Source organism: Histophilus somni 2336, assembly GCF_000019405.1.
Taxonomy (GTDB): Bacteria; Pseudomonadota; Gammaproteobacteria; order Enterobacterales; family Pasteurellaceae; genus Histophilus; species Histophilus somni.
In genome coordinates, this window is sequence record NC_010519.1 from 1,663,307 (window position 1) to 1,685,785 (window position 22,479).

Sequence of the window (22,479 nt, forward strand, 5' to 3'; positions counted from 1 at the left end):
TTCTATCCTCTAATAAAGAAATATCTAAGAGTCTGTTTATCGATTAAACAAAATCCTGACGATTATAAACGTAAAAAATCATTAAACAATACAAATATTGTTAATATCAATAATAATCCCGTACCAATTTTATACGCAATATTTTGCATTTGCTCAGATAAGGGCTTACCTTTGAGTGCTTCTATGGCTAAAAAAAGTAAATGCCCGCCATCCAATACCGGCAATGGGAATAAGTTCATAATACCTAAATTCACACTAATCAACGCCATAAAGCTGAGATAGTACACAAAACCTATTTCCGAAGATGCCCCAGCACCTTTAGCAATGGAAATCGGACCACTTAAATTTTTAGCTGAAAACTCTCCTGTAAACAGCTTACCGATAATTTGAATAGTTAATTTGCTCAATTGATAAGTTTTCTCAATACCTTTTATAAACGCCTCAAAAAAACCATATTTTAATTCTGTGCGATATTCATCACTTATAGGATAAATAGTCGGTGCGACACCAACGAACCATTTCCCTTTTTCATTTAAGTGCGGTGTAATCACCTTATCCAGCCATTCTCCATGACGTAATACTTGAACATTGAAACTATCCCCTTTATCAACAAAACTGATAAAATCACGCCATTTCATTGGTTCATTTTGATAATAGATTTGATCACCAATTAATAACCCTGCCCGTTGTGCTGGAGAATTTTCAACGACCTTAGACAGTATCATCTCAATTTTAGTTCTTACCGGAACAATCCCTAATGCACCAAAGGCCGTTTCTTTTTCAGGATCAAAGTTCCATTCAGATAAATCCAATACTTTTCTTTGCTCGATATTTGTTGTTGAGGACTTCAAAAGTGTTAGCGTAACGCTTTCCTCCCCCATTTTTGTAGCAAGAACCATATTGATACTTTCCCAATCCGGTGTCGATGTCCCGTCAATTGCCATAATTTGTGAGTAAGGTTCAAGCCCTGCCTTCTCTGCCAAAGATTGAGGAACCACATTTTCAATAACAGGTTTAATACTGGGGATACCGATAGAATAAACCGTCAAATAGGCTAAAATCGCAAACAGAAAATTTGCTATAGGACCTGCCGCAATAACAAAAGCACGTTGCAAAATGGATTTATTGTTAAAGGCTTGTGATTTTAAGTTGTCAGGAACTTGTTCATTACGTTCATCCAACATTTTTACATATCCGCCTAAAGGGATTGCGGACACGGCAAATTCCGTGCCTTGTTTATCCACTTTAGACCACAAGACTTTACCAAAGCCAATAGAAAAACGATGAACTTTAATACCGCACTTTCGTGCTGCCCAAAAATGGCCATATTCATGTACTGAAACCAATACACCGATAACAATGATAAAAGAACCTAAAGACCAAAGAAATGACATAATAATCTCTACAAGAAATAAAAATAGAAATAAGCAAAAAACGGAACTGCCGCCGTTAAACTGTCGATACGATCCAATATTCCACCATGTCCCGGAATAAGTTGACTGCTGTCTTTAATACCGCACTCACGTTTGAACATACTTTCCGTCAAATCTCCCACTATGGAAATCGCTACTGTAGTAACAGATAAGGAAATAAAAGACAGACGTTCTAACACAAAAAGATCTGCCGGCACAAGATTAATAAAAAGTGCGGCGAAAATACCAGCAGTAATCAAGCCTCCAAATGCCCCCTGCCACGTTTTCCCAGGTGAAACTTTCGGTGCTAATTTATGTTTACCCAATGCTCGACCTGCAAAATATGCACCTGAATCGGCTGCCCAAACTAAAATAAATACATAAAGCAATAGCATTAAACCATCGTAAGGATTAGAAACGTAATTGTCCAAACGTAAACGTAATACAGCGATGAAGAAAGGGATCAAAGTGCAGAAAGCAAAAATAAATTGTAAGAAAGAGGATTTAGCCCAAATTTTTGCCGAAGCAGGATAACGAATAACAAAAAATAAGGCGATGAACCACCAAATTACCGCCATCAATAATACAGGTTCAGCATAGTTTTCAAACACTCTGCCAACCGTTAAAAAATGTGCCTCACCAAAAATCCACAAAAAAATAAAAGCCCCAAACAGCCCAGTAATCATTAAACGCCAAAAAAATTGTTTAACGCCACCAAACTGTGTCCACTCCCAAATACCTAAAGCAACAACGACACCAAGAGATAAAGCAAAATAGAAAGGGGAAAACCATAATAACGCAATCAAAACAACCGCAATTAATACGATAGCTGATAATATTCGTTCTTTAAGCACTACTCTTCTCCATCATTCCGAACTGCCAAAACGACGTTCACGTTGTTGATAAGCTAATATCGCTTGATTAAATTCCTGTTCATTAAAATCAGGCCACAATGTATCGGTAAAATACAGTTCCGCATAAGCAATTTGCCATAATAAAAAATTACTAATTCGTTGCTCACCACTTGTTCTAATTAATAAATCTACTGGAGGTTGTGAACCTGTTGTTAGATGATGTTGAAAAATTTGTTCATCAATCTCATCAATATGCAATTTATTTTCTTTTACCAATTGTACCAATTGACACGTCGCCTGAACAATATCCCAACAACCACCATAATTCGCAGCAATATTTAAAGTAAGTGCGGTATTATTTTCCGTTAATTTTTCTGCTCTTTTGATTTTTTCTTGCAAACGCTCATTAAATTGAGAAACATCACCAATAATTTGTAATTTAATGTTATTTTTATGTAATTTTTTAACTTCAATATCCAGTGTTTGCATAAATAAGGACATCAAAGCACTTACTTCACTTTCAGGACGGCTCCAATTTTCACTGCTAAAGGCATACAACGTTAAAACTTTAATTCCGATTTTTCTAGCATAAGAAACCGACTCTCGGACAGCCTTAATCCCATTTTTATGCCCCCAAATACGCATTTTTCCCTGTTGTTTCGCCCAGCGTCCATTGCCATCCATGATAATCGCAACATGCTGAGGAATATTGTTTAAATTTAATGCTGTTTTCGTCATTATTTAATCGATTTTTATCGAAGTGAAATTCGGTTGCGACTATACCATAAGTTGATACGGCTTGCTATGAAAAGGCAAATAAACAGAAAAAAAATCCTCTTTTAATCGGTAAAAAACATAAGTTTAGTCGTTTAGTTTTCAGGCTTAACAAATAAAATCTCAATGTTTTCATCATTAATGCTTTAAAGCTGATATTTTCTTTTATCACCAATATCAAAATGTAAGGGCATTCTCCATTTTTGAATAGAAACCATAAGAAAAAGTACCGCACTTACGACCGATAAAATATACACCATATAAGTCAAATTAAATTGTAGGCTTAACCAAAGTGTGGCAACAAAAAATGGTTGTAAATTTAATGCAAACACACGAAAACAAAAATATTCTTTGAATGCCAATCCCCCTAAAGTCAACAATGCTCCGCCCAGTGCAAACTCCGGTAAATTAAATAATTGGCAAATTAATGCAACCCAAGTTGCCATTTGTAATAACAAGCGGATATTTTTTAAATAAATATGCAAAGAAGAGGCACATAACGTTGCTGCAATAAGTATACCGTAATGTGCAATTTCCGGCTTATAAGGTAAAAGTGCGGTCATGATTGCGGCTAAAGTGAAACCGCAACGATATAAAATAACTGTTAGATAATCCCAATGATCCATAGAGGATTTAATTTGAGGATCTGCCATATTATGTTCCTGATGTACGTAAAACAAAGCTATTAGCCAATTCTCTTGCCTGCTTATCTACCAGCAATACATCTTCTATACTGGTAATTACTTGGCTTTCAATTTTTTCTAATACCGCTGTGTTAATTTTTGCTATATCCGTAAATTTTATTCTCTTATTTAAAAATGCTTCAACAGCCATTTCATTTGCCGCATTCAAAGCTGTTGTTGCATATTGTCCTGCTGAGAAAGCCTCTATAGCTAATTTTAAACAAGGATAACGTTGGTAATCCGGTTTTAAGAAAGTCAACCCACTTAATTGATAAAAATCCAATGGTTCAACCCCCGCAAAAGTGCGGTGAGGATATGCCATAGTTTCTGCAATCGGTGTACGCATATCAGGGTTACCCATTTGTGCGATAACCGAACCGTCAATATAACGCACCATAGAATGAATAATAGATTGCGGATGAATAATTACTTCCATTTCATCAGCACTGGCATTAAATAACCAGCGTGCCTCAATATATTCCAACCCTTTATTCATCATCGTTGCACTGTCTACTGAAATTTTTTTGCCCATAGACCAATTTGGATGTGCCACTGCTTGCTCGGGTGTAATATGTTCAAATGCTTTCAAATCTGTATAACGGAAAGGTCCCCCTGATCCTGTCAGTACAATTTTGCTAATTCCCAATTGCGTTAATGGACAAAAACCAATTTGTTGCTGAGCTTGTGGAGGTAAAGATTGGAAGATGGCGTTATGCTCACTATCTACCGGCAAAAGTTGAGCCTTATTCTTTCGTACTTCATCAATAAAAATCTTGCCACAGGTTACCAATGTTTCTTTATTTGCCAATAGGATACGTTTACCTGCTTGTACAGCGGATAACGTCGGCAATAACCCCGCCGCACCGACAATAGCCGCCATTACTTGATCTGCCTCAGGATGAGCAGCAAGTTCGCAAATCGCTTTTTGTCCGCTCAACACTTCAGTTTTACTCTCCAAGAATGCCAACTTTTCTCGCAATTTTTTCGCCGCACTTTCATCATTCATTGCCACAAAGTGCGGTTGGAATTTTATAATTTGTTGTAGCATAAGTTCGACATTTTTACCGCCAACTAATGCAAGAGCTTGATATTGCTCCGGATTCTTTGCAATAACGGAAAGCGTACTGGTACCGATTGAGCCGGTAGAACCGAGAATGACAAGTTTTTGTTTATTATTCATACTATTACAAATTTATCAAATATATAACAAAAAACGCAGTAAAAACTGCGTTTTCGCTAAATTAATCATATTAGAAATCAAGCAATTCTTTTTCTTTGTCAGCCAAAATTTCATCTACTTTTTTCACGAAAGTATCCGTGATTTTCTGAATTTCATCTTGTGCTTTACGTTCTTCATCTTCACTGATTTCCTTATCTTTTAGTAAGGCTTTAATTTGATCATTTGCATCACGACGCACATTACGGATCGCAATTTTACCTTGCTCACCTTCGCCTTTCACGATTTTAATTAAATCACGACGACGCTCCTCCGTTAATGGCGGAAGAGGAACTCGGATAGTTGTTCCAGCAGAAGACGGGTTTAAACCTAAATCAGATGTTAAAATCGCTTTTTCTACCGCACTAATCAAAGAACGGTCAAATACTGTTACTGCCAAAGTACGTGCATCTTCAGCCACTACGTTTGCAAGCTGACGTAAAGGTGTCGGTGAACCGTAATATTCCACTTGAATACCATCTAACAAACTAGGCTGTGCACGACCTGTACGAATTTTAGCAATATGTGTTCTTAATGTTTCAAGGCTTTTTTCCATACGCTGTTGCGTATCTTTTTTAATTTCGTTAATCACAATAATTCCTTTAAAAATAATAAGATAAGTTTAAAATCTGTGTTAATTTACTACTAATCGCAAATTAACGTCCCTTCTTTTTTACCTAAAATGACATTGCGTAATGCACCCGTTTTGCTCATGTTGAATACACGAATTGGCATATTATGGTCACGAGCAAGTGTAAATGCGGCTAAATCCATAACTTGTAATTCTTTTTCTATCACTTCAGCATAAGATAATTTGTGGTAAAGCACTGCGTTGGGATTTTTCACGGGATCGCAATCATAAACACCGTCAACTTTGGTCGCTTTCAACACAACATCAGCCTCAATTTCAATTCCTCGCAAACAAGCTGCTGAATCTGTAGTAAAAAATGGACTGCCGGTTCCGGCAGAGAAAATGACTACCCGTTTTTCACATAACATTTTTATGGCTTCCGACCAGTTGTATGTATCACAAATCCCATTCAGTTGGAAAGCTGACATTAATTTGGCATTTACATTGGCACGGTGCAACGCATCACGCATTGCCAAACCGTTCATCACTGTTGCAAGCATTCCCATGTGATCACCAACAACCCGATTCATACCTGCTTTGGCTAACTTGGCACCACGAAATAAGTTGCCTCCGCCAAGAACAACTCCAACCTCGACACCCAAACCCAATAACCCTTTGATTTCCAGTGCCATTCTATCCAAGATAGACGGATCAATACCAAAACCCTCGTCGCCTTGCAACGCTTCTCCACTTAGTTTAAGTAGAATGCGTTTATAAATTGGTTGGCTCATTTCCTTACCCCTTTCAATAACCCAGAGACAAAATCTCGCTTATTATAGTTCAACCTGACTGGCGTGCAAGTATTCATTGAAAAATACCCTTAATTATTTTAAACCAGTTTTAAGTCAGGATTAATCTTGAACGCTAATTTATTTACACTTGGATACTGACGTTGGATCAATTGCAATAAAGGCGATTGCTGAAAGAGGAAAGCTTGTCGTACAGTTGCATTAACGACTTCAATCCACATAGTGTCAGATTCAAAATTGATAACACGATAAAACCCCTTGAACTCAATAGGAAATAAATGTTGTATTTGTTCATTTAATTCTTCTAAAAGCGACGCTTTTTGAATGATTTGCATCAAAGGGGAGTTTTCCAATAACTCATTGAAATTTTTCGGCTTACTGTATCTCATCTTGATTTTCCAAGTTTCGTCCTAATATTTTATACAGAGTTATGACATTGTAACGAATTTCCGTTACAATACGCAGAAAATTTTGTGGTAATGTAAAACAATGATTTTAATTAAAGGGAAACAGTATTTTTGGTCGCAACTGCTATTAAGTGTCATAGCGTTCTTTACTTTACCCGTTGCACAGGATATAGCTCCACAAAAGATTACTAATGATTACCCAAAAACACAAAATGTAATACAGCAACTTTACTATACCGCATCAAATATTCAACAAGTGCAACAGCAACAATTACGACAAATTCGTTATGTTGTTACTGAATCATCAATTCCTTTTCAATTTGTACCGCTCTTTTTAGTTGGACAATTCAGTCATCTCCCCCCTATTCGTGCCGGTCCGTAAAGAAATTAAATTTAAATTTATTTCAGTGCCAAATATTATTAGGCGAATTTGTTTATTCAATTATAAAAGAAAAATACTATGTTAAGAACTATTGTTACAAAAATCTTTGGTAGTCGTAATGACCGAATTTTACGTCGTTTAAATAAACAAGTGAGAATTATCAATAAGTTAGAGGCTGAATTTGAGCTTTTAACCGATGAGGAATTGAAATCAAAAACTACAGAATTTCGGACAAGATTGAAAAATGGAGAAAAACTGGAAAATTTAATTCCGGAGGCATTTGCAACCGTTCGTGAAGCTAGTAAACGTATTTTAGGCATGCGTCCTTTCGATGTGCAATTAATTGGCGGTATGGTGTTAAACAATCGATGTATTGCAGAAATGCGTACAGGTGAAGGAAAAACCTTAACTGCAACCTTACCTTGTTACTTAAATGCCTTAACGGGAAAAGGTGTTCATGTTGTTACCGTAAATGATTACTTGGCTCGCCGTGATGCGGAAACCAATCGCCCCTTATTCGAATTTTTAGGTATGACTGTAGGCATTAATGTTCCGGGTTTATCACCGGAGGAAAAACGTGCCGCCTATGCAGCAGATATTACTTACGCAACAAATAGTGAATTGGGCTTTGATTATTTGCGGGATAATCTTGCACATTCAGCTCAAGATCGCTTTCAAAAACACTTACATTATGCTTTAGTAGATGAAGTGGATTCTATTTTAATTGATGAAGCCCGTACGCCGTTAATTATTTCCGGTCCGGCTGAAGACAGTTCCGAGTTGTATATGGCAATGGATAAACTGATTCCAATCCTTATCCAACAAGATAAAGAAGATACTGAAGAATATCAAGGTGATGGGGACTTTACACTGGATCTGAAAAATAAACAGGCTCATTTAACCGAACGTGGACAAGAAAAAATTGAGCAATGGTTAATGGAAAAAGGTTTTATTAATGAAAATGAAAGCCTCTACTCCCCTGCTCGTATTTCTTTATTGCATCATATTTACGCTGCCCTACGAGCACACAAACTATTTGAGCGTGACGTAGATTACATTGTAAAAAACGGTGAAATTGTTATTGTTGATGAACACACCGGTCGTACAATGGCTGGTCGTCGCTGGTCTGATGGCTTACATCAGGCAATTGAAGCAAAAGAAGGCGTTCAAATTCAAGGAGAAAACCAAACCGTTGCTTCTATCACTTATCAAAATTACTTCCGTCTGTATGAAAAGCTGGCAGGTATGACAGGTACGGCAGATACTGAAGCATTTGAATTTCAACAAATTTACGGTTTGGAAACCATTGTTATCCCAACCAATAAACCAATGATTAGAGATGATCGCACTGATATTATGTTTGAAAACGAAAAATATAAATTTGATGCGATCATCGAGGACATTAAAGACTGTGTTGCACGCAATCAGCCGGTATTAGTAGGTACGATCTCTATCGAAAAATCAGAGTTACTTTCCAATGCACTAAGCAAAGCAGGTATCAAACATAATGTCCTGAATGCCAAATTCCATGCTCAAGAAGCTGAAATTATCGCCAATGCGGGATATCCAAGTGCGGTCACTATTGCTACCAATATGGCAGGGCGAGGAACTGATATTGTACTGGGCGGTAACTGGAAAGCTGAAGTTGCTAAATTGGATAATCCGACGGAGGAGCAAATTGAGGCAATTAAAGCGGCATGGCAAATTCGTCATGAAACGGTAAAACAAGCCGGTGGATTACATATTATCGGAACAGAACGCCATGAATCCCGCCGCATCGACAATCAGTTGCGTGGTCGTTCAGGTCGTCAAGGTGATCCCGGTTCTTCTCGTTTTTACTTATCCTTAGATGATGCTTTAATGCGTATTTATTTAACAGAAGGTAAATTAAACTTCATGCGTAAAATGTTCACAGAAAAAGGTGAAGGCATGGAGTCAAAAATGCTGGCGAAAGTGATTGCTCAAGCACAAGCAAAAGTTGAAGCACATAACTTTGACGGACGTAAAAATCTGCTTGAATTTGATGATGTTGCAAATGATCAACGCCATGCAATTTACGAACAACGTAATACTTTACTGGATAATGAAGATATTGCTGAAACTATTCAGGTCATTCGCCAAGATGTCTTCAATCATGTCATTGATGAATATGTCCCACCGCACTCTTTGGAAGAACAGTGGGATATTCCTGCATTAGAAACCCGTTTGAAGCAAGACTTTGCTCTTGATCTGCCGTTAAGTAAATGGCTTGAGGAAGACAATACTTTCAATGAAGATGTATTACGTGAACGTGTTTTAGCAGTTGCTATTTCTGAATATAAACGCAAAGAAGAATTGGTAGGTCAGGAAGCTATGCGTAATTTTGAGAAAGGCGTTATGTTACAAACTCTTGATGAACTATGGAAAGAGCATTTATCGGCTATGGATCATCTACGTCGAGGTATTCATTTACGTGGTTATGCACAAAAAGATCCGAAACAAGAGTACAAAAAAGAATCTTTCCAAATGTTTACTGACATGTTAGATACATTAAAACTAAGCGTCATTACTACATTAAGCCGAGTACAAATTCGTACTCAAGATGAAGTAGAAAAAGCGGAACAGGCTCGTCAAAAAATAGCTGAGCGTGAAAATGCCGCAATGCAATACCAAAATAATGAAGGAACATCATCACTTCACGAAAAATCAGAACATAAGATAGGACGCAACGAATCTTGCCCTTGTGGTTCCGGAAAAAAATATAAGCATTGCCATGGTAGCAAAGCAAAATATTAATTAATATGGCGGTGGAAATTTCCACCGCACTTTTTAGGATAAAACCATGATAAAACCAACAATCCAAGTTGCCGCTGGCATTATTCGTAACGAGTTTGGACAAATTTATCTAACTCAACGACTAGAGGGACAGGATTTTGCTCAATCATTAGAGTTCCCCGGTGGAAAAGTGGATCAACATGAAACACCTGAACAAGCACTGGCTCGTGAATTAGAAGAAGAAATCGGTATTCATGTTCTAAGTGCGGTGCTTTTTGAACGTTTTTCTTTTGAATATCCAACTAAGATTATTCAATTTCATTTTTATCTTGTCGAACAATGGATTGGAGAACCGTTTGGACGAGAGGGTCAAGAAGGTATGTGGGTCGATCAAAATGAGCTTGATGACAGCCAATTTCCTCCTGCCAATTTTAAACTTATTCAACGATTACTAGCAGAAAAATAGCGATAACAATTATCTTCTCGTTATATCAGCTTTATAATCGTATACAAACAAGAGGGCATTTACAAATTTAGCATTTTACGTCCGCAATAACATTCAAAATTCTTTTATCTGATATAGGATATTTAGTGCCTAGTTGTTGAGCAAATAAACTGACTCTTAATTCCTCGATCATATAAGGAATTTCTTTAACTTCACTCGAGTGCGGTTTAGATTTCGGCAGTTTTGCTAAAAGTTGTTGGTACGCATGACTAACCTGTTCTACTCTGAGCATTGCAGCACGATCACGATTAATATCTTGTGCTAATTTATCAATACGCTTATCAATTGCCTGTAAATAACGTTGAATATCAGACAAACGCCCATAACCTGTTTTCGTTACAAATTCCGGATAAATAAGTCCATTCATTTGTGTTTTTATATCAGCAAAAGCAAATGCCATTGTAAAATCCATTTTTCCTTTCAGGCGTTGATTGATTTCAAAAGTCAAGGTCAGGATTTTTTCAACTTGCTGTGCAATTTCCACTGTAATCTCATTCAGATTTTCTCGAATAAAATCACGCAATCTCTCAAAATCAGTTTCATTCCAAACCAAACCGCCAAAATCAGCAATAAGTTTATCCACGGCACAAGCAATGCAATCATCAATTAAATCTAAAACTCGTCCGAAAGGCGTAAAATACAAACCTAACTTCGATTTGTTAGGCAATTTTTCATGTAAATATTTAATCGGCGAAGGCACATTTAATAGCAACAAACGACGTAATCCTTGCTGCATAGTAACTTGCTGTTCAAGCTCTGTTTCAAATAGCTTAATGCCGACTGAATCTTTTTCATCAACAATAGCAGGATAAGCCTTAATGCTAAAACCTTGTTTTTTCTGTTCATAAAATTGCGGTAGCCGAGCGAAATTCCAAACATGAATACCGCTTTGTTCAATACCACTATCTGCAACGCAGGAAATACTTTTTTGCACTTTATCTTTTAGGCTAAATTTCAATTGATCTAAATCAAGGCTTTCGGCAATTTTGCCTCCCTTTTCATCAATGACCCTAAAAGTCATTCTTAAGTGCGGTGGAATCTGTGCTAAATTCCATTCTTCAACTTCAATCTGAACTCCGCTCATACGACGCAATTCATGACTAAGCGTTTCTAGCAAAGGTTTGTCGGTTTGCGTTATTCGACCTAAGAAAGCACTGGCATAGTTAGGTGCGGGTACAAAATTACGGCGTAAAGATTTAGGTAAAGATTTAATTAAGGCAATAACTAATTCTTGGCGTAATCCCGGAATTTGCCAATCAAATCCTTTCATTTCAACCTGATTTAATAGTGGCAATGGAATATGCACCGTCACACCATCTGCCTCTATACCTGGTTCAAATTGATAAGTTAATTTTAATTTTAAATTGTCTTGATACCAAAAATTGGGGAAATCTAATTTGTTGATATTGGCATTGTCTTCGTTCATCAGAAAAGACTTTTCAAAATTCAACAATTCAGGTTCTTGTTGTGCTTTTTTCTTCCACCAACTATCAAAATGTTTTTGTGAAACAACATCGGTACCAATCCGTTGATCATAGAAATCAAATAAAGCACGCTCATCAACTAAAATATCCCGACGACGTGTTTTATGTTCCAATTCTTCAATTTCCTTAATTAATTTTTGATTGGCAAAAAAGAATTTGTGTCGGGTATTCCAATTTCCCTCTACTAAAGCGGATTGAATAAAAATTTCTCGGCTGGTAACAGCATCAATAGCACCATAATTAGCAAGCCTATTAGTTACAATGGGGATACCATAAAGACTGACTTTTTCATTTGCAATCACTTGTCCTCGAGACTTTGACCATCGAGGTTCTGAATAACTGGATTTAACCAAATGTTTCGCTAACGGTTCAATCCATTCCGGCTCAATATCTGCCATTATTCTTCCCCAAAGTTTAGAGGTTTCCACTAATTCGGCTGCTACAACCCATTTAGGTTGTTTTTTAAATAAAACGGAATTGGGGAAAATAGAGAAATGTGCATTTCTTGCCCCTAAATATTGCTGTTTTTCATTTTCTTTGAATCCAATATGGGATAGCAATCCACTTAAAAGTGCGGTGTGAATTTGTGCATATTCAGCCTCATGAGAATTTATGGGCAACCCCATTTCACGCACGGTTAAACGAATTTGATGATAAATATCTTGCCATTCACGAATACGTAAATAATTTAAATACTCTTTTCGACACAAGCGACGAAATTGATTTTTGCTTAAAATTTTCTGTTGCTCTTGAATGTAATTCCACAAATTTAAATAAGCTAAAAAATCTGATTTTTTATCAGCAAAACGACGATGTTTATCATCCGCAGATTGTTGTTTTTCTTGCGGTCTTTCTCGAGGATCTTGAATAGATAAGGCAGCAACAATAATCATGAGTTCATGTAAACAAGAAAATTGCACCGCACTTAATAACATTTTAGCCAAACGAGGATCAACGGGTAATTGTGCTAACTGCTTACCAATAGCGGTAAGCTGGCGTTTCTCTCCTTGCTTGTTTTTTTTCCATTCAAATGCCTGCAACTCCTCCAAGAGCTTCATACCATCTTGGATATGACGTTTATCCGGGGCATCAACAAAAGGAAAAGCTTCTATATCATCTAAACCTAAAGCGGTCATTTGCAAAATAACCGATGCCAAATTGGTACGAAGAATTTCAGGATCGGTAAATGCCGGACGATTATTAAAATCATCTTCCGAATACAAACGAATACAAATCCCTTCAGACACACGCCCGCAACGACCTTTACGCTGATTAGCGGAAGCTTGTGAAATTGGCTCAATCGGCAAACGTTGTACTTTAGTGCGGTAGCTGTAACGTGAGATTCTCGCCGTGCCGGGATCAATAACATATTTTATACCCGGTACAGTTAATGAAGTTTCCGCTACATTAGTTGCCAACACGATACGCTTTAAATTACTCGGGTGAAAAATTTTATTTTGTTCTTGTGCTGAAAGACGAGCAAAGAGCGGTAAGATTTCTGTATGTTTTAAATCTAATTTTTGTAATGCTTCTGCCGTATCTCTGATTTCCCGCTCTCCATTTAAGAAAATTAAAATATCACCGACTTTCTCTGCCTGTAGCTCTTCTACCGCATTTAAAATACCTTGTAACTGATCTTGATCTTCTTCCTCCACAATTGGACGATAACGTACCTCTACAGGGTAAGTTCTACCGGAAACTTCTATAATCGGGGCATGATTAAAATGTTGAGAGAAGCGTTCTACATCAATCGTCGCTGAAGTAATAATTACTTTTAAATCAGGACGCTGAGGCAACAGCTGTTTTAGATATCCTAAAATAAAGTCATTGTTTAAGCTACGTTCATGTGCTTCATCAATAATGAGCATATCATATTGATTTAAAAAACGATCAGATTGAATTTCTGCCAATAAAATTCCGTCTGTCATTAATTTAATTTGTGTTTCATCGCTGATTTGATCACTAAAACGAACTTTATAACCCACGACTCCACCGAGTTCCATATTTAATTCTTCCGCAATTCTTGCAGCTACGGAACGTGCAGCAATGCGACGAGGTTGAGTATGTCCTATCACTCCCTTCTGCCCAAAACCCAATTCTAAACACATCTTTGGTAATTGAGTGGTTTTTCCTGAACCGGTTTCTCCGGCAATAACGACTACTTGGTGTTCCCGAATAAGTTTCTGGATTTCAGCTTTTTTTTGATTGACCGGCAAGTTTTGTGGAAATTCAATTTTTTGTACCGCACTTTGTCGTTGTAAAAAACGAAAGTGTGCCTGCTGAATTTGCTGTTCAATTTCCACTATCACCTTGTTGATATTCGTAGGATTTTTAAGTTGATTCATGCCTTTGATACGAGCAAACAAACGACGCCGGTCAATCGACATCATGTCGTTAAGCTGTGCCAATAATGTCTGCTGTTGTGTGCTAAAAACATTTTTTTTATTATTCTTCATTATTCTTATATTCAAATTTAGTCAATCATGTAACGCTAAAAATTATTTATCCTGTTTTTCCAATAAACAAAGACAAAATCCCTGCGGCAATTAACGGTCCAACAGGAACACCCCCTAAAAATGCGACACCCAAAATAGTCCCTACTAATAAACCTGTGAGTAGCGAAGGTTGCGTCCCCATTAAATTTACCCCTCGTCCTCCAAACCATGCAACAAGCACGCCTACCGCCATGGCTAAAAACATTTTCCAATGAATAAGTGCGGTCCAATTCGGCAACTGAACCTTGCCTGAAACGATGGGACTAAGTACGCCAATAGTGAGAACAATAATACCAATATTTACACCGTACCTTTCCATAAAAGGGATATATTTTGCTAAAAAGGTTTGTTGCATTAAAAGTAAAATAGTTGCGGAAATGGTTATGGAGCTATTATTGCCTAGTACACCAAGCAAAATAAGGCTGACTAATAATAAAGCAATTGAGTTAAACTGTAACGACATTGAAATATTCCTAACGGATAATTAATTCTCATAAAACGGTGCTAATTATAGCAATTTTCTACATGCTTGCGACTTTTTCGTTATCAATAAAAAAGACATTACAGCAATTATTTAACAATATTTTAATAATTAAAAAACATCTAATTTACTTAAATAAAATTTAAAAAATAAACAATATATTAAATATAATTTCAATTTTTAGGGTAAATTTTATTTTTTTATATTTTAAAATAATTCTATTTGACCTTTCAATTATTTTTGGGTATATCTACCCCATCAAATAAATTTGTCATCTTTTTAAGTGAGGATCTTATGCCCCAAAAATACTCAACGCTAAAAAATAACATAAATATGTTAGGCCACTTTTTAGGCGAAACAATCAGCGATGCACAGGGTAGTGATATTCTTGATTTGATTGAAAATATTCGTGTATTATCTCGCGACTCTCGTTCCGGTGATGAAAAAGCACGGGAAAAATTATTAGATACGCTTTCGACTATTTCCAATGAAAATATTATTCCAGTAGCTCGTGCTTTTAGTCAATTTTTGAATTTAACCAATATAGCGGAACAATACCAAACAATCTCACGAAAACACATAGACCAAGTTGCCTCCGATCGTTCTTTAGAAGCACTCTTTGAACGCTTAAAAGCACAAAATGTACCGGCAGAAAAAGTCATTTCAACAGTAGAAAAATTATTAATTGAATTAGTTTTAACCGCCCATCCGACAGAAGTTACCCGCCGTTCTCTTTTACATAAATATGTAGAAATTAACCGCTGTTTAAGCCGTTTGGAACACGATGATCTTACTCAATCAGAAAGCACAAAATTAAAACGCCGTTTAATGCAATTAATTGCACTTGCTTGGCATACAAATGAAATCCGTACACAACGCCCTACTCCTGTTGATGAAGCAAAATGGGGGATAGCGGTAATTGAAAACAGCTTATGGAAAGCCGTGCCTGATTTTTGTCGTCAATTGAATCTCCATTTAGAGAAAAATTTTGGTGTACAACATTCAGTAAACTTAGCACCTGTCAAATTTTCTTCTTGGATAGGGGGAGATCGTGATGGTAATCCATTTGTTACCGCAGAGACAACTCGCCAAGTTTTAATCATGAACCGCTGGAAAGCGGCAGAATTGTTTTTAGCGGATATTCAAGTTTTATCAGAGGAACTTTCTGTAGTTCATTGCACTGAGGAATTCCGTGCCAAATACGGTGATCATTTAGAACCCTATCGTGTAGTCGTTAAAAATTTGCGAGCAAAACTGGTAAAAACTGTCGCTTATTACGGTGAAATTTTAGAAAATAAACCTTCAACCATCAATACAAATGACATTTTGACCGATGATCAACAACTTTGGGAACCGCTTTACGATTGTTATCAATCTTTACATCAATGCGGTATGCGAATTATTGCTAACGGTATATTGCTGGATTGCTTACGTCGTATTCGTTGCTTTGGTCTCTCTTTGTCTCATTTGGATATTCGTCAAGAAAGCCTTCGTCATACTAAGGCTCTCTCTGAAATTACTCGTTATATTGGTTTAGGCGACTATTCACAATGGATGGAAGATGATAAACAAGCTTTTTTAATCCGTGAATTAAGCTCTCGTCGTCCTTTGCTACCTCGCAACTGGACGCCTTCTCCGGAAACGCAAGAAATTTTAGAAACTTGTCGAGTTATTGCACAACAACCTGAAGGCGTTATATCTTGCTATATTATTTCTATGGCTCGCACTGCCTCAGATGTGCTTGCAGTTCACTTATTATTAAAAGAAGCTGGCGTAACCTATTATTTACCAGTAGTTCCTCTTTTTGAAACCCTAGATGACCTCAATGCTTCTAAAGAAGTTATGACTCAATTATTTAATGTAGGCTGGTATCGTGGTGTGATCAACAATAAACAAATGGTCATGATTGGTTATTCCGATAGTGCGAAAGATGCAGGTATGATGGCTGCTTCTTGGGCACAGTATCGAGCACAAGAACAACTGGTAAATCTTTGCGAAAAAATGGGAGTAGAATTAACCTTGTTCCATGGTCGAGGTGGTACTATTGGACGTGGAGGTGCACCTGCTCATGCCGCACTTCTATCTCAGCCACCCCGCTCATTGAAAAATGGTCTACGTGTAACAGAACAGGGAGAAATGATCCGTTTTAAACTGGGTCTACCTGCAGTTGCAGTAAATAGCTTTGATCTTTATGCCAGTGCAATTTTAGAAGCCAACCTGCTTCCACCTCCGGAGCCTAAAGAAAGCTGGCGTGCAATTATGAATGAATTATCCGATTCATCATGTAATATATATCGTAGCGTTGTACGTGGAGATAAAGATTTTGTACCTTATTTCCGTTCCGCCACACCTGAACAAGAATTATCTAAGTTACCTCTAGGCTCTCGCCCATCCAAACGTAATCCGAACGGTGGGGTAGAAAGTTTACGTGCAATTCCTTGGATCTTCGCTTGGATGCAAAATCGCTTAATGTTACCGGCTTGGTTAGGTGCAAGTGCGTCTATTCGCCAATCAATTGAAAAAGGCAATAAAGAAACTATTGAAGAAATGTGTAAAAATTGGCCGTTTTTCTCTACCCGTATCGGTATGTTGGAAATGGTGTTCAGCAAAACTGATACGTGGTTATCTGAGCATTATGATCTGAACTTGGTTAAAAAAGAATTATGGTATTTAGGTCAATCTTTGCGTGAACAACTGCAAGCCGATATTAAAACTATTCTTTCTTTATCTCATGAAGATGAATTAATGTCTGATTTACCTTGGATTGCAGAATCCATTGCCTTACGTAATATCTATACCGATCCGCTCAACTTACTACAAGTAGAACTGTTGCGACGTTTACGTGAAAACCCTGAAAATCCAAATCCTGATGTGGAACAAGCATTAATGATTACGATTACAGGTATCGCTGCAGGTATGCGTAATACTGGTTAGTGATGAACTCATCATACAAAAGTGCGGTTAAAATCACCGCACTTTTTTCTACTTCTCACTTTTGTGCTATGATTATTTCACTTTTACTTATGAGAAAATACGATGACAGACCAAATTAATAAATTAGATCCTGATACAGCAATTGATATTGCTTATGATATTTTTCTCGAAATGGCGGGAGAAAATCTTGATCCTGCCGATATTATTTTATTTAACTTACAATTTGAAGATCATGGCGGAGTTGAATTTGTTGAAACAGCCGATGACTGGGAACAAGAGATTGGCGTTCTCATCGATCCTGATGAATACGCTGAAGTTTGGGTTGGCTTGGTCAATGAACAAGACGAAATGGATGATATTTTTGCTAAGTTTTTAATTTCCCACAAAGAGGAAGACCGAGAATATCACGTTGTGTGGAAAAAATAATCCAAGCTCAAAATTGAGGAAAATTTGCAGTTCAATAGCCTCTTCGTATAATTGCTGAACTTCCAGTTTTGCTATTTAATATAAATCCTAGAATATTACTATTTCAAATAAGAAGAGCGGAGAATTCCGCTCTTTTAGCCTTAAAATGCGTTGTGATTAGTTGAACATGGCGGAAATAGATTCTTCATTACTAATACGGCGAATTGACTCTGCCAGCATACCTGATAATGTTAATACTCGGACTTTACCCAATGCCTTAATTTCCGGTGTAAATGGAATAGTATCAGTTACAACAATTTCATCTAATGCTTCATTCGCTAGATTTTTTGCCGCTGCTCCGGAGAATACGGCATGAGTTGCATAAGCAAATACACGTTTTGCTCCCCGCTCTTTTAATGCTTCCGCCGCTTTGCATAATGTTCCGCCCGTATCAATCATATCATCAACTAAAATACAATCACGTCCGGCGACATCTCCAATAATGTGCATGACTTGGGCTACATTGGCTTTTGGACGACGTTTGTCAATAATCGCCATATCTGTATCATTCAGCAATTTTGCGATAGCACGGGCACGAACGACACCGCCAATATCCGGAGAAACAACGATCGGATTTTCCAAATCTGTTTTCTTTAACATGTCATGAATAAGCACCGGTGAACCGAATACATTATCTACCGGTACATCAAAAAATCCTTGGATTTGTTCAGCGTGCAGATCACAAGTTAACACACGATCTACTCCTACGCTCGATAGGAAATCTGCCACCACTTTTGCAGTAATTGGTACACGGGCTGAGCGTACACGACGATCTTGACGAGCATATCCAAAATAAGGAATAACTGCGGTAATACGCCCCGCCGATGCACGTCTTAGTGCGTCAACCATAACGACTAATTCCATGAGATTATCATTTGTAGGTGCACAGGTAGATTGAATAATAAATACATCACAACCACGTACATTTTCATTAATTTGAACTTGAATTTCTCCGTCACTGAAACGACCAACAGTTGCATCACCTAAGGAAATATATAGGCGTTCGGAAATTTGTTTTGCCAGTTCAGGTGTTGCATTACCGGCGAAAAGTTTAATGTCAGGCATCGTAAATTTAACCTCTGGAATTTGTATTGTTAGGAAGACAAAGTGTTTGTTTTTGTTGCGATAAATATTCAATCATTTGATGTAATGGTGAAATATTTGTTCCCTGAGCAACAAAACCAACGTATTTTTCAGGTTTATCAAGAAATGCAGATTGTGCCGCCTGTTCGTTAGCAAATTCAGCGAAAACACAAGCTCCAGTTCCTGTTAATCTTGCCGGTGCATATTGTAACAACCAGCCAAGGGCTTCTTCAACCTCTGAATAATGATTTAAAACAACTTTTTCGCAATCGTTTTCATATTTTGTTGTTAATAATTCCGCTAAAGGTCGTTTTGAGGTATTGCGAGGTAAGTTAGAATCTTTAAATATAATAGCTGTAGAAATAGATGTTTCGGGTTTTAATACTAAAAACCATTTTTGTGGCGGTTGACAAAAAGTAAGTTTTTCACCAACACCTTCGGCAAAAGCGGCTTTTCCATATACAAAAACAGGCACATCAGCACCGAGCTGTAATCCTATTTCAGCAAGTGTTGAGAGTGAAAGTTGTGTATTCCATAAATAGTTGAGTGCAACGAGTGCTGTGGCTGCATTTGAGGATCCTCCGCCAACCCCTCCGCCTATTGGCAAAATTTTATCTAAATGTAAATTTGCCCCTAATGTACACCCTGTTTTTTGTTGTAATAATTTAGCGGCTCGATAGATTAAATTATCCTCGTTTTTTAGATGAGGTATTTCGGGTGTTAAGATTATTTTTCCGTCAGTGCGTATCTCAATACTTAACCAATCGCCAAAATTTAAAAATTGAAATAAGGTTTGCAGTTCATGGTAACCGTCGGAGCGTTGAGAAGTTATATATAAAAACAAATTTATCTTTGCAGGGCAAGGAAAACGTAATTTTTTTCCTTGTATTTGCGATGATAAAAGTGCGGTCGAAAATTGATAGTTTTTCATTAATATTTCCAATTATCTATCCTAACTTTTAAGGTCTGCTCACTACTTTTCAGAAGAATATCTTTGGGTAATGGAATGCTTTGATCTGTTCGATAGTTGAGATAGTCAGCACTCCAAACTTCACCCTCAACTGAATAAGTAAAGCTTGCTAATAAATGATTTATGCCGACCTGATAATCTGAATTTTCATCTGGTTGACCTTTTAGCCAGTTCCCTATTTGTTGTAATGGAATAGAGATACCAATCATTTCACGTAGCAAGTTGTTGATATCTTTTGTTGAACGCTGATTTCCTTTATGGTCTGAAACAGTAATACCGAAAGGTGAAACTTCAAATTTAAGTATTGAACTGCTGAAAGCTGATGAAAGTAATAAAGAATAGGATTGCGGATTGTTATATTGCCAAGTAAAGCGAGTGGAAAAACGTTGTTTATTGTTAATATAACCCAATTGTCCTTGAGCTTGATATTGTTTTATTTGCTTAATTTTTTGTAGGTGTTGCTGCCATTTTTTATCATTTTTTTCTATATACTGAATACCTTGCGGGCGTTCGCTGGCAATATCTAAAGTACAAGCACTCAGCAATATCGTTAAAATAAGTATAAAAAAAGGTTTTTGAGATGTTTTCATGTGTCGGACTCGTAAAAATATCGGATATTTTAAGGTCTTACATAAGATTAGTAAAGATACAAACACTTTTGATTTTTTGACCGCACTTTGATCTGTTTATTAAAAGATGCTAATTTAAATTTATTTGAAGGGTGGCTTACTTCAATTTTTACAATGATCTCTTTTTAAGGAAACACAATGAAAAAATCATTTATCTCAATTGCGGCGTTAGACTTATTGGGAGCGGTTTGGGTTGGTACTTCTTGGTATACCGGTAAAGTAGCAGAACAGGAATACAAGACACACTTAGAACAGGTTAAATCGAAATTACCCGTAAATCCGAACCCGATAGCTCATCTACATGCTAAGATCAATGATTTACAATTTAATGGTCAATCTTTTACTGATGAAGATATTAAACATGTAATAATGAACAGCGGAATTGGGGATAAATTAGGTTTACAGTAAATTGTAGGTTGGCTGATTTTTATACTCTCCCAATTTTTTCTCAACAAAGGGGATTATGGAGAAATTTTAACCTTGAAACTAATTGCCCAAAGCAAGTTGTTTGGAAATAACTTTATACATAATGGTGATTATAGTTGCTATTTTTTTGAAGACGAACAATAATAGTGTGCCGATAAGCAAGAACAAATGATTTTTGCGAGGATATTTTTTGATAAACTACGATATGGTTATTTTTCCGTATCGTAGTTTTGTTTTACTTAAAAAGGAAGTGTACAACAATGAAACAAATTCCAATGACTGTACGTGGTGCGGAACAATTAAGAGAAGAATTAGATTTTTTGAAAAATGTGCGTCGTCCGGAAATTATCAAGGCAATTTCAGAAGCACGTGAACATGGCGATTTAAAAGAAAATGCGGAATATCATGCAGCACGTGAACAGCAAGGTTTTTGCGAAGGGCGTATTCAAGAAATTGAAGGTAAATTAGCAAATTGCCAAATTATTGATGTAACAAAATTACCTAATAATGGTAAAGTGATTTTTGGTGCAACGGTCGTTTTGTTAAATATTGATACCGACGAAGAAGTCACTTACCGAATCGTTGGAGATGATGAGGCGGATATTAAATCGGGTTTAATTTCTGTTAATTCGCCTATTGCTCGCGGTTTAATCGGCAAGGACGTTGATGATACTGTTGTCATTACAACACCTGGCGGTAAAGTTGAATTTGAAATCGTTGAAGTAGAATATAAATAACATAACACCTTGATAGGAAAAAAATGGGCTTAATGCCCATTTTATTTGTTTCAGTTATTGGCGAGGTAACTGAATTTTGGGTTCATTACTTGGACGATAAAGTACAAGAACATGCCCTATAGCTTGTACCGCACTGGCTTGCGTTTCACGTATAATTGCCTCAATAATCAGCTGTTTTGTTTCACGTTCAGCACCAGAAATTTTCACTTTGATCAATTCGTGGTGATTTAATGCGTTGTCAATTTCAGCTAAAACCCCTTCTGTTAAACCATTTGTGCCCAGCATAACCACCGGATTTAAATGATGTGCTAAACCTTTTAAAAATTGTTTTTGTTTTGTTGATAATGTCATTGGTTACCCATCCTACATAATTAAAAGTGCGGTCAATTTGATAACAATATTTCAATT

Annotated in this window: 21 protein-coding genes; 7 read left to right on the top strand and 14 right to left on the bottom strand. The window is 36.9% G+C overall.

Going from position 1 to position 22,479, the window contains the following annotated elements; genetic code table 11:
* Positions 1-62: 62 nt before the first annotated feature.
* The 8 genes from rseP to HSM_RS07535 all read right to left on the bottom strand — a co-directional run bounded on the left by rseP (position 63) and on the right by HSM_RS07535 (position 6,708).
* Positions 63-1,394: a sigma E protease regulator RseP gene (gene rseP, locus HSM_RS07500; RefSeq protein WP_012340602.1), complete on the bottom strand. Its 1,332-nt coding sequence runs from the start codon at positions 1,392-1,394 to the stop codon at positions 63-65.
* Positions 1,395-1,402: 8 nt separating this feature from the next.
* Complete coding sequence (locus tag HSM_RS07505; RefSeq protein ID WP_012340604.1) at positions 1,403-2,266, bottom strand: phosphatidate cytidylyltransferase; 864 nt, start codon at positions 2,264-2,266, stop codon at positions 1,403-1,405.
* 12 nt (positions 2,267-2,278) lie between these two features.
* Positions 2,279-3,004 carry a polyprenyl diphosphate synthase gene (gene uppS, locus HSM_RS07510; RefSeq protein ID WP_011609137.1) on the bottom strand — a complete coding sequence of 242 codons (726 nt, stop codon included), beginning with the start codon at positions 3,002-3,004 and terminating at the stop codon, positions 2,279-2,281.
* A 182-nt stretch (positions 3,005-3,186) separates the two neighbouring features.
* On the bottom strand, positions 3,187-3,693 hold the full coding sequence (locus tag HSM_RS07515) for a DUF2301 domain-containing membrane protein (RefSeq protein WP_012340605.1): 507 nt from the start codon (positions 3,691-3,693) through the stop codon (positions 3,187-3,189).
* Between the two features lies 1 nt (position 3,694).
* Positions 3,695-4,903: a 1-deoxy-D-xylulose-5-phosphate reductoisomerase gene (gene ispC, locus HSM_RS07520; protein ID WP_011609139.1), complete on the bottom strand. Its 1,209-nt coding sequence runs from the start codon at positions 4,901-4,903 to the stop codon at positions 3,695-3,697.
* 70 nt (positions 4,904-4,973) lie between these two features.
* A complete protein-coding gene (gene frr, locus HSM_RS07525; protein WP_011609140.1) occupies positions 4,974-5,531 on the bottom strand; it encodes a ribosome recycling factor in 558 nt (185 codons plus the stop codon).
* A 53-nt stretch (positions 5,532-5,584) separates the two neighbouring features.
* Positions 5,585-6,301 carry a UMP kinase gene (gene pyrH / locus HSM_RS07530; RefSeq protein WP_012340606.1) on the bottom strand — a complete coding sequence of 239 codons (717 nt, stop codon included), beginning with the start codon at positions 6,299-6,301 and terminating at the stop codon, positions 5,585-5,587.
* A 98-nt stretch (positions 6,302-6,399) separates the two neighbouring features.
* Positions 6,400-6,708 (bottom strand): DciA family protein, encoded by a 309-nt coding sequence (locus tag HSM_RS07535; protein WP_012340607.1) that lies wholly within the window; start codon positions 6,706-6,708, stop codon positions 6,400-6,402.
* A 100-nt stretch (positions 6,709-6,808) separates the two neighbouring features.
* Between HSM_RS07535 and secM the strand changes: the two genes are divergently transcribed.
* From secM to mutT, 3 genes are all read left to right on the top strand, one after another.
* Complete coding sequence (secM, locus tag HSM_RS07540) at positions 6,809-7,108, top strand: secA translation cis-regulator SecM (protein WP_012340608.1); 300 nt, start codon at positions 6,809-6,811, stop codon at positions 7,106-7,108.
* 78 nt (positions 7,109-7,186) lie between these two features.
* Positions 7,187-9,883, top strand: coding sequence for a preprotein translocase subunit SecA (secA, locus tag HSM_RS07545; protein ID WP_012340609.1), 2,697 nt, complete (start codon positions 7,187-7,189; stop codon positions 9,881-9,883).
* 46 nt (positions 9,884-9,929) lie between these two features.
* Positions 9,930-10,328, top strand: a complete 399-nt coding sequence (gene mutT / locus HSM_RS07550; RefSeq protein WP_011609145.1) for an 8-oxo-dGTP diphosphatase MutT — start codon at positions 9,930-9,932, stop codon at positions 10,326-10,328.
* Positions 10,329-10,395: 67 nt separating this feature from the next.
* Here mutT and hrpA read toward each other — a convergent pair whose 3' ends face one another.
* On the bottom strand, positions 10,396-14,307 hold the full coding sequence (gene hrpA / locus HSM_RS07555; protein WP_012340611.1) for an ATP-dependent RNA helicase HrpA: 3,912 nt from the start codon (positions 14,305-14,307) through the stop codon (positions 10,396-10,398).
* 46 nt (positions 14,308-14,353) lie between these two features.
* The gene (locus HSM_RS07560) at positions 14,354-14,809 is read right to left on the bottom strand and encodes a DUF441 domain-containing protein (RefSeq protein ID WP_012340612.1); all 456 of its coding nucleotides are present in this window, start codon (positions 14,807-14,809) and stop codon (positions 14,354-14,356) included.
* Positions 14,810-15,121: 312 nt separating this feature from the next.
* Between HSM_RS07560 and ppc the strand changes: the two genes are divergently transcribed.
* Together ppc and HSM_RS07570 are read left to right on the top strand one after the other, a co-directional pair.
* Complete coding sequence (gene ppc / locus HSM_RS07565; protein WP_012340613.1) at positions 15,122-17,761, top strand: phosphoenolpyruvate carboxylase; 2,640 nt, start codon at positions 15,122-15,124, stop codon at positions 17,759-17,761.
* A 102-nt stretch (positions 17,762-17,863) separates the two neighbouring features.
* Complete coding sequence (locus HSM_RS07570) at positions 17,864-18,187, top strand: HI1450 family dsDNA-mimic protein (protein ID WP_012340614.1); 324 nt, start codon at positions 17,864-17,866, stop codon at positions 18,185-18,187.
* Positions 18,188-18,343: 156 nt separating this feature from the next.
* On the opposite strand, the gene HSM_RS07575 is transcribed toward HSM_RS07570, so the two are convergent.
* From HSM_RS07575 to lolB, 3 genes are read right to left on the bottom strand one after another with little or no spacing between them, the layout of a single operon-like run.
* On the bottom strand, positions 18,344-19,291 hold the full coding sequence (locus HSM_RS07575) for a ribose-phosphate pyrophosphokinase (protein WP_011609150.1): 948 nt from the start codon (positions 19,289-19,291) through the stop codon (positions 18,344-18,346).
* A 7-nt stretch (positions 19,292-19,298) separates the two neighbouring features.
* On the bottom strand, positions 19,299-20,240 hold the full coding sequence (gene ispE / locus HSM_RS07580) for a 4-(cytidine 5'-diphospho)-2-C-methyl-D-erythritol kinase (RefSeq protein ID WP_012340615.1): 942 nt from the start codon (positions 20,238-20,240) through the stop codon (positions 19,299-19,301).
* Entirely contained in the window at positions 20,240-20,869 is a 630-nt protein-coding gene (gene lolB, locus HSM_RS07585) for a lipoprotein insertase outer membrane protein LolB (RefSeq protein WP_012340616.1), read from the bottom strand. Before lolB ends, ispE begins: the two co-directional genes overlap by 1 nt.
* 177 nt (positions 20,870-21,046) lie before the next feature.
* Between lolB and HSM_RS07590 the strand changes: the two genes are divergently transcribed.
* Both HSM_RS07590 and greA read left to right on the top strand, forming a co-directional pair.
* Positions 21,047-21,316: a DUF945 family protein gene (locus tag HSM_RS07590; protein WP_012340617.1), complete on the top strand. Its 270-nt coding sequence runs from the start codon at positions 21,047-21,049 to the stop codon at positions 21,314-21,316.
* Between the two features lie 278 nt (positions 21,317-21,594).
* On the top strand, positions 21,595-22,071 hold the full coding sequence (greA, locus tag HSM_RS07595) for a transcription elongation factor GreA (protein WP_011609154.1): 477 nt from the start codon (positions 21,595-21,597) through the stop codon (positions 22,069-22,071).
* Positions 22,072-22,125: 54 nt separating this feature from the next.
* Here the strand turns inward: greA and yhbY are convergent, their stop codons facing one another.
* The gene (yhbY, locus tag HSM_RS07600; RefSeq protein ID WP_012340618.1) at positions 22,126-22,422 is read right to left on the bottom strand and encodes a ribosome assembly RNA-binding protein YhbY; all 297 of its coding nucleotides are present in this window, start codon (positions 22,420-22,422) and stop codon (positions 22,126-22,128) included.
* Positions 22,423-22,479 lie beyond the last annotated feature (57 nt).

Coding starts and splice junctions, on each gene's coding strand:
- rseP (WP_012340602.1), bottom strand. CDS start 1,394: ATGTCATTTCTTTGGTCTTTAGGTTCTTTTATCATTGTTATCGGTGTA.
- uppS (WP_011609137.1), bottom strand. CDS start 3,004: ATGACGAAAACAGCATTAAATTTAAACAATATTCCTCAGCATGTTGCG.
- HSM_RS07515 (WP_012340605.1), bottom strand. CDS start 3,693: ATGGCAGATCCTCAAATTAAATCCTCTATGGATCATTGGGATTATCTA.
- ispC (WP_011609139.1), bottom strand. CDS start 4,903: ATGAATAATAAACAAAAACTTGTCATTCTCGGTTCTACCGGCTCAATC.
- pyrH (WP_012340606.1), bottom strand. CDS start 6,301: ATGAGCCAACCAATTTATAAACGCATTCTACTTAAACTAAGTGGAGAA.
- HSM_RS07535 (WP_012340607.1), bottom strand. CDS start 6,708: ATGAGATACAGTAAGCCGAAAAATTTCAATGAGTTATTGGAAAACTCC.
- secM (WP_012340608.1), top strand. CDS start 6,809: ATGATTTTAATTAAAGGGAAACAGTATTTTTGGTCGCAACTGCTATTA.
- secA (WP_012340609.1), top strand. CDS start 7,187: ATGTTAAGAACTATTGTTACAAAAATCTTTGGTAGTCGTAATGACCGA.
- mutT (WP_011609145.1), top strand. CDS start 9,930: ATGATAAAACCAACAATCCAAGTTGCCGCTGGCATTATTCGTAACGAG.
- hrpA (WP_012340611.1), bottom strand. CDS start 14,307: ATGAAGAATAATAAAAAAAATGTTTTTAGCACACAACAGCAGACATTA.
- HSM_RS07560 (WP_012340612.1), bottom strand. CDS start 14,809: ATGTCGTTACAGTTTAACTCAATTGCTTTATTATTAGTCAGCCTTATT.
- ppc (WP_012340613.1), top strand. CDS start 15,122: ATGCCCCAAAAATACTCAACGCTAAAAAATAACATAAATATGTTAGGC.
- HSM_RS07570 (WP_012340614.1), top strand. CDS start 17,864: ATGACAGACCAAATTAATAAATTAGATCCTGATACAGCAATTGATATT.
- HSM_RS07575 (WP_011609150.1), bottom strand. CDS start 19,291: ATGCCTGACATTAAACTTTTCGCCGGTAATGCAACACCTGAACTGGCA.
- ispE (WP_012340615.1), bottom strand. CDS start 20,240: ATGAAAAACTATCAATTTTCGACCGCACTTTTATCATCGCAAATACAA.
- lolB (WP_012340616.1), bottom strand. CDS start 20,869: ATGAAAACATCTCAAAAACCTTTTTTTATACTTATTTTAACGATATTG.
- HSM_RS07590 (WP_012340617.1), top strand. CDS start 21,047: ATGAAAAAATCATTTATCTCAATTGCGGCGTTAGACTTATTGGGAGCG.
- greA (WP_011609154.1), top strand. CDS start 21,595: ATGAAACAAATTCCAATGACTGTACGTGGTGCGGAACAATTAAGAGAA.
- yhbY (WP_012340618.1), bottom strand. CDS start 22,422: ATGACATTATCAACAAAACAAAAACAATTTTTAAAAGGTTTAGCACAT.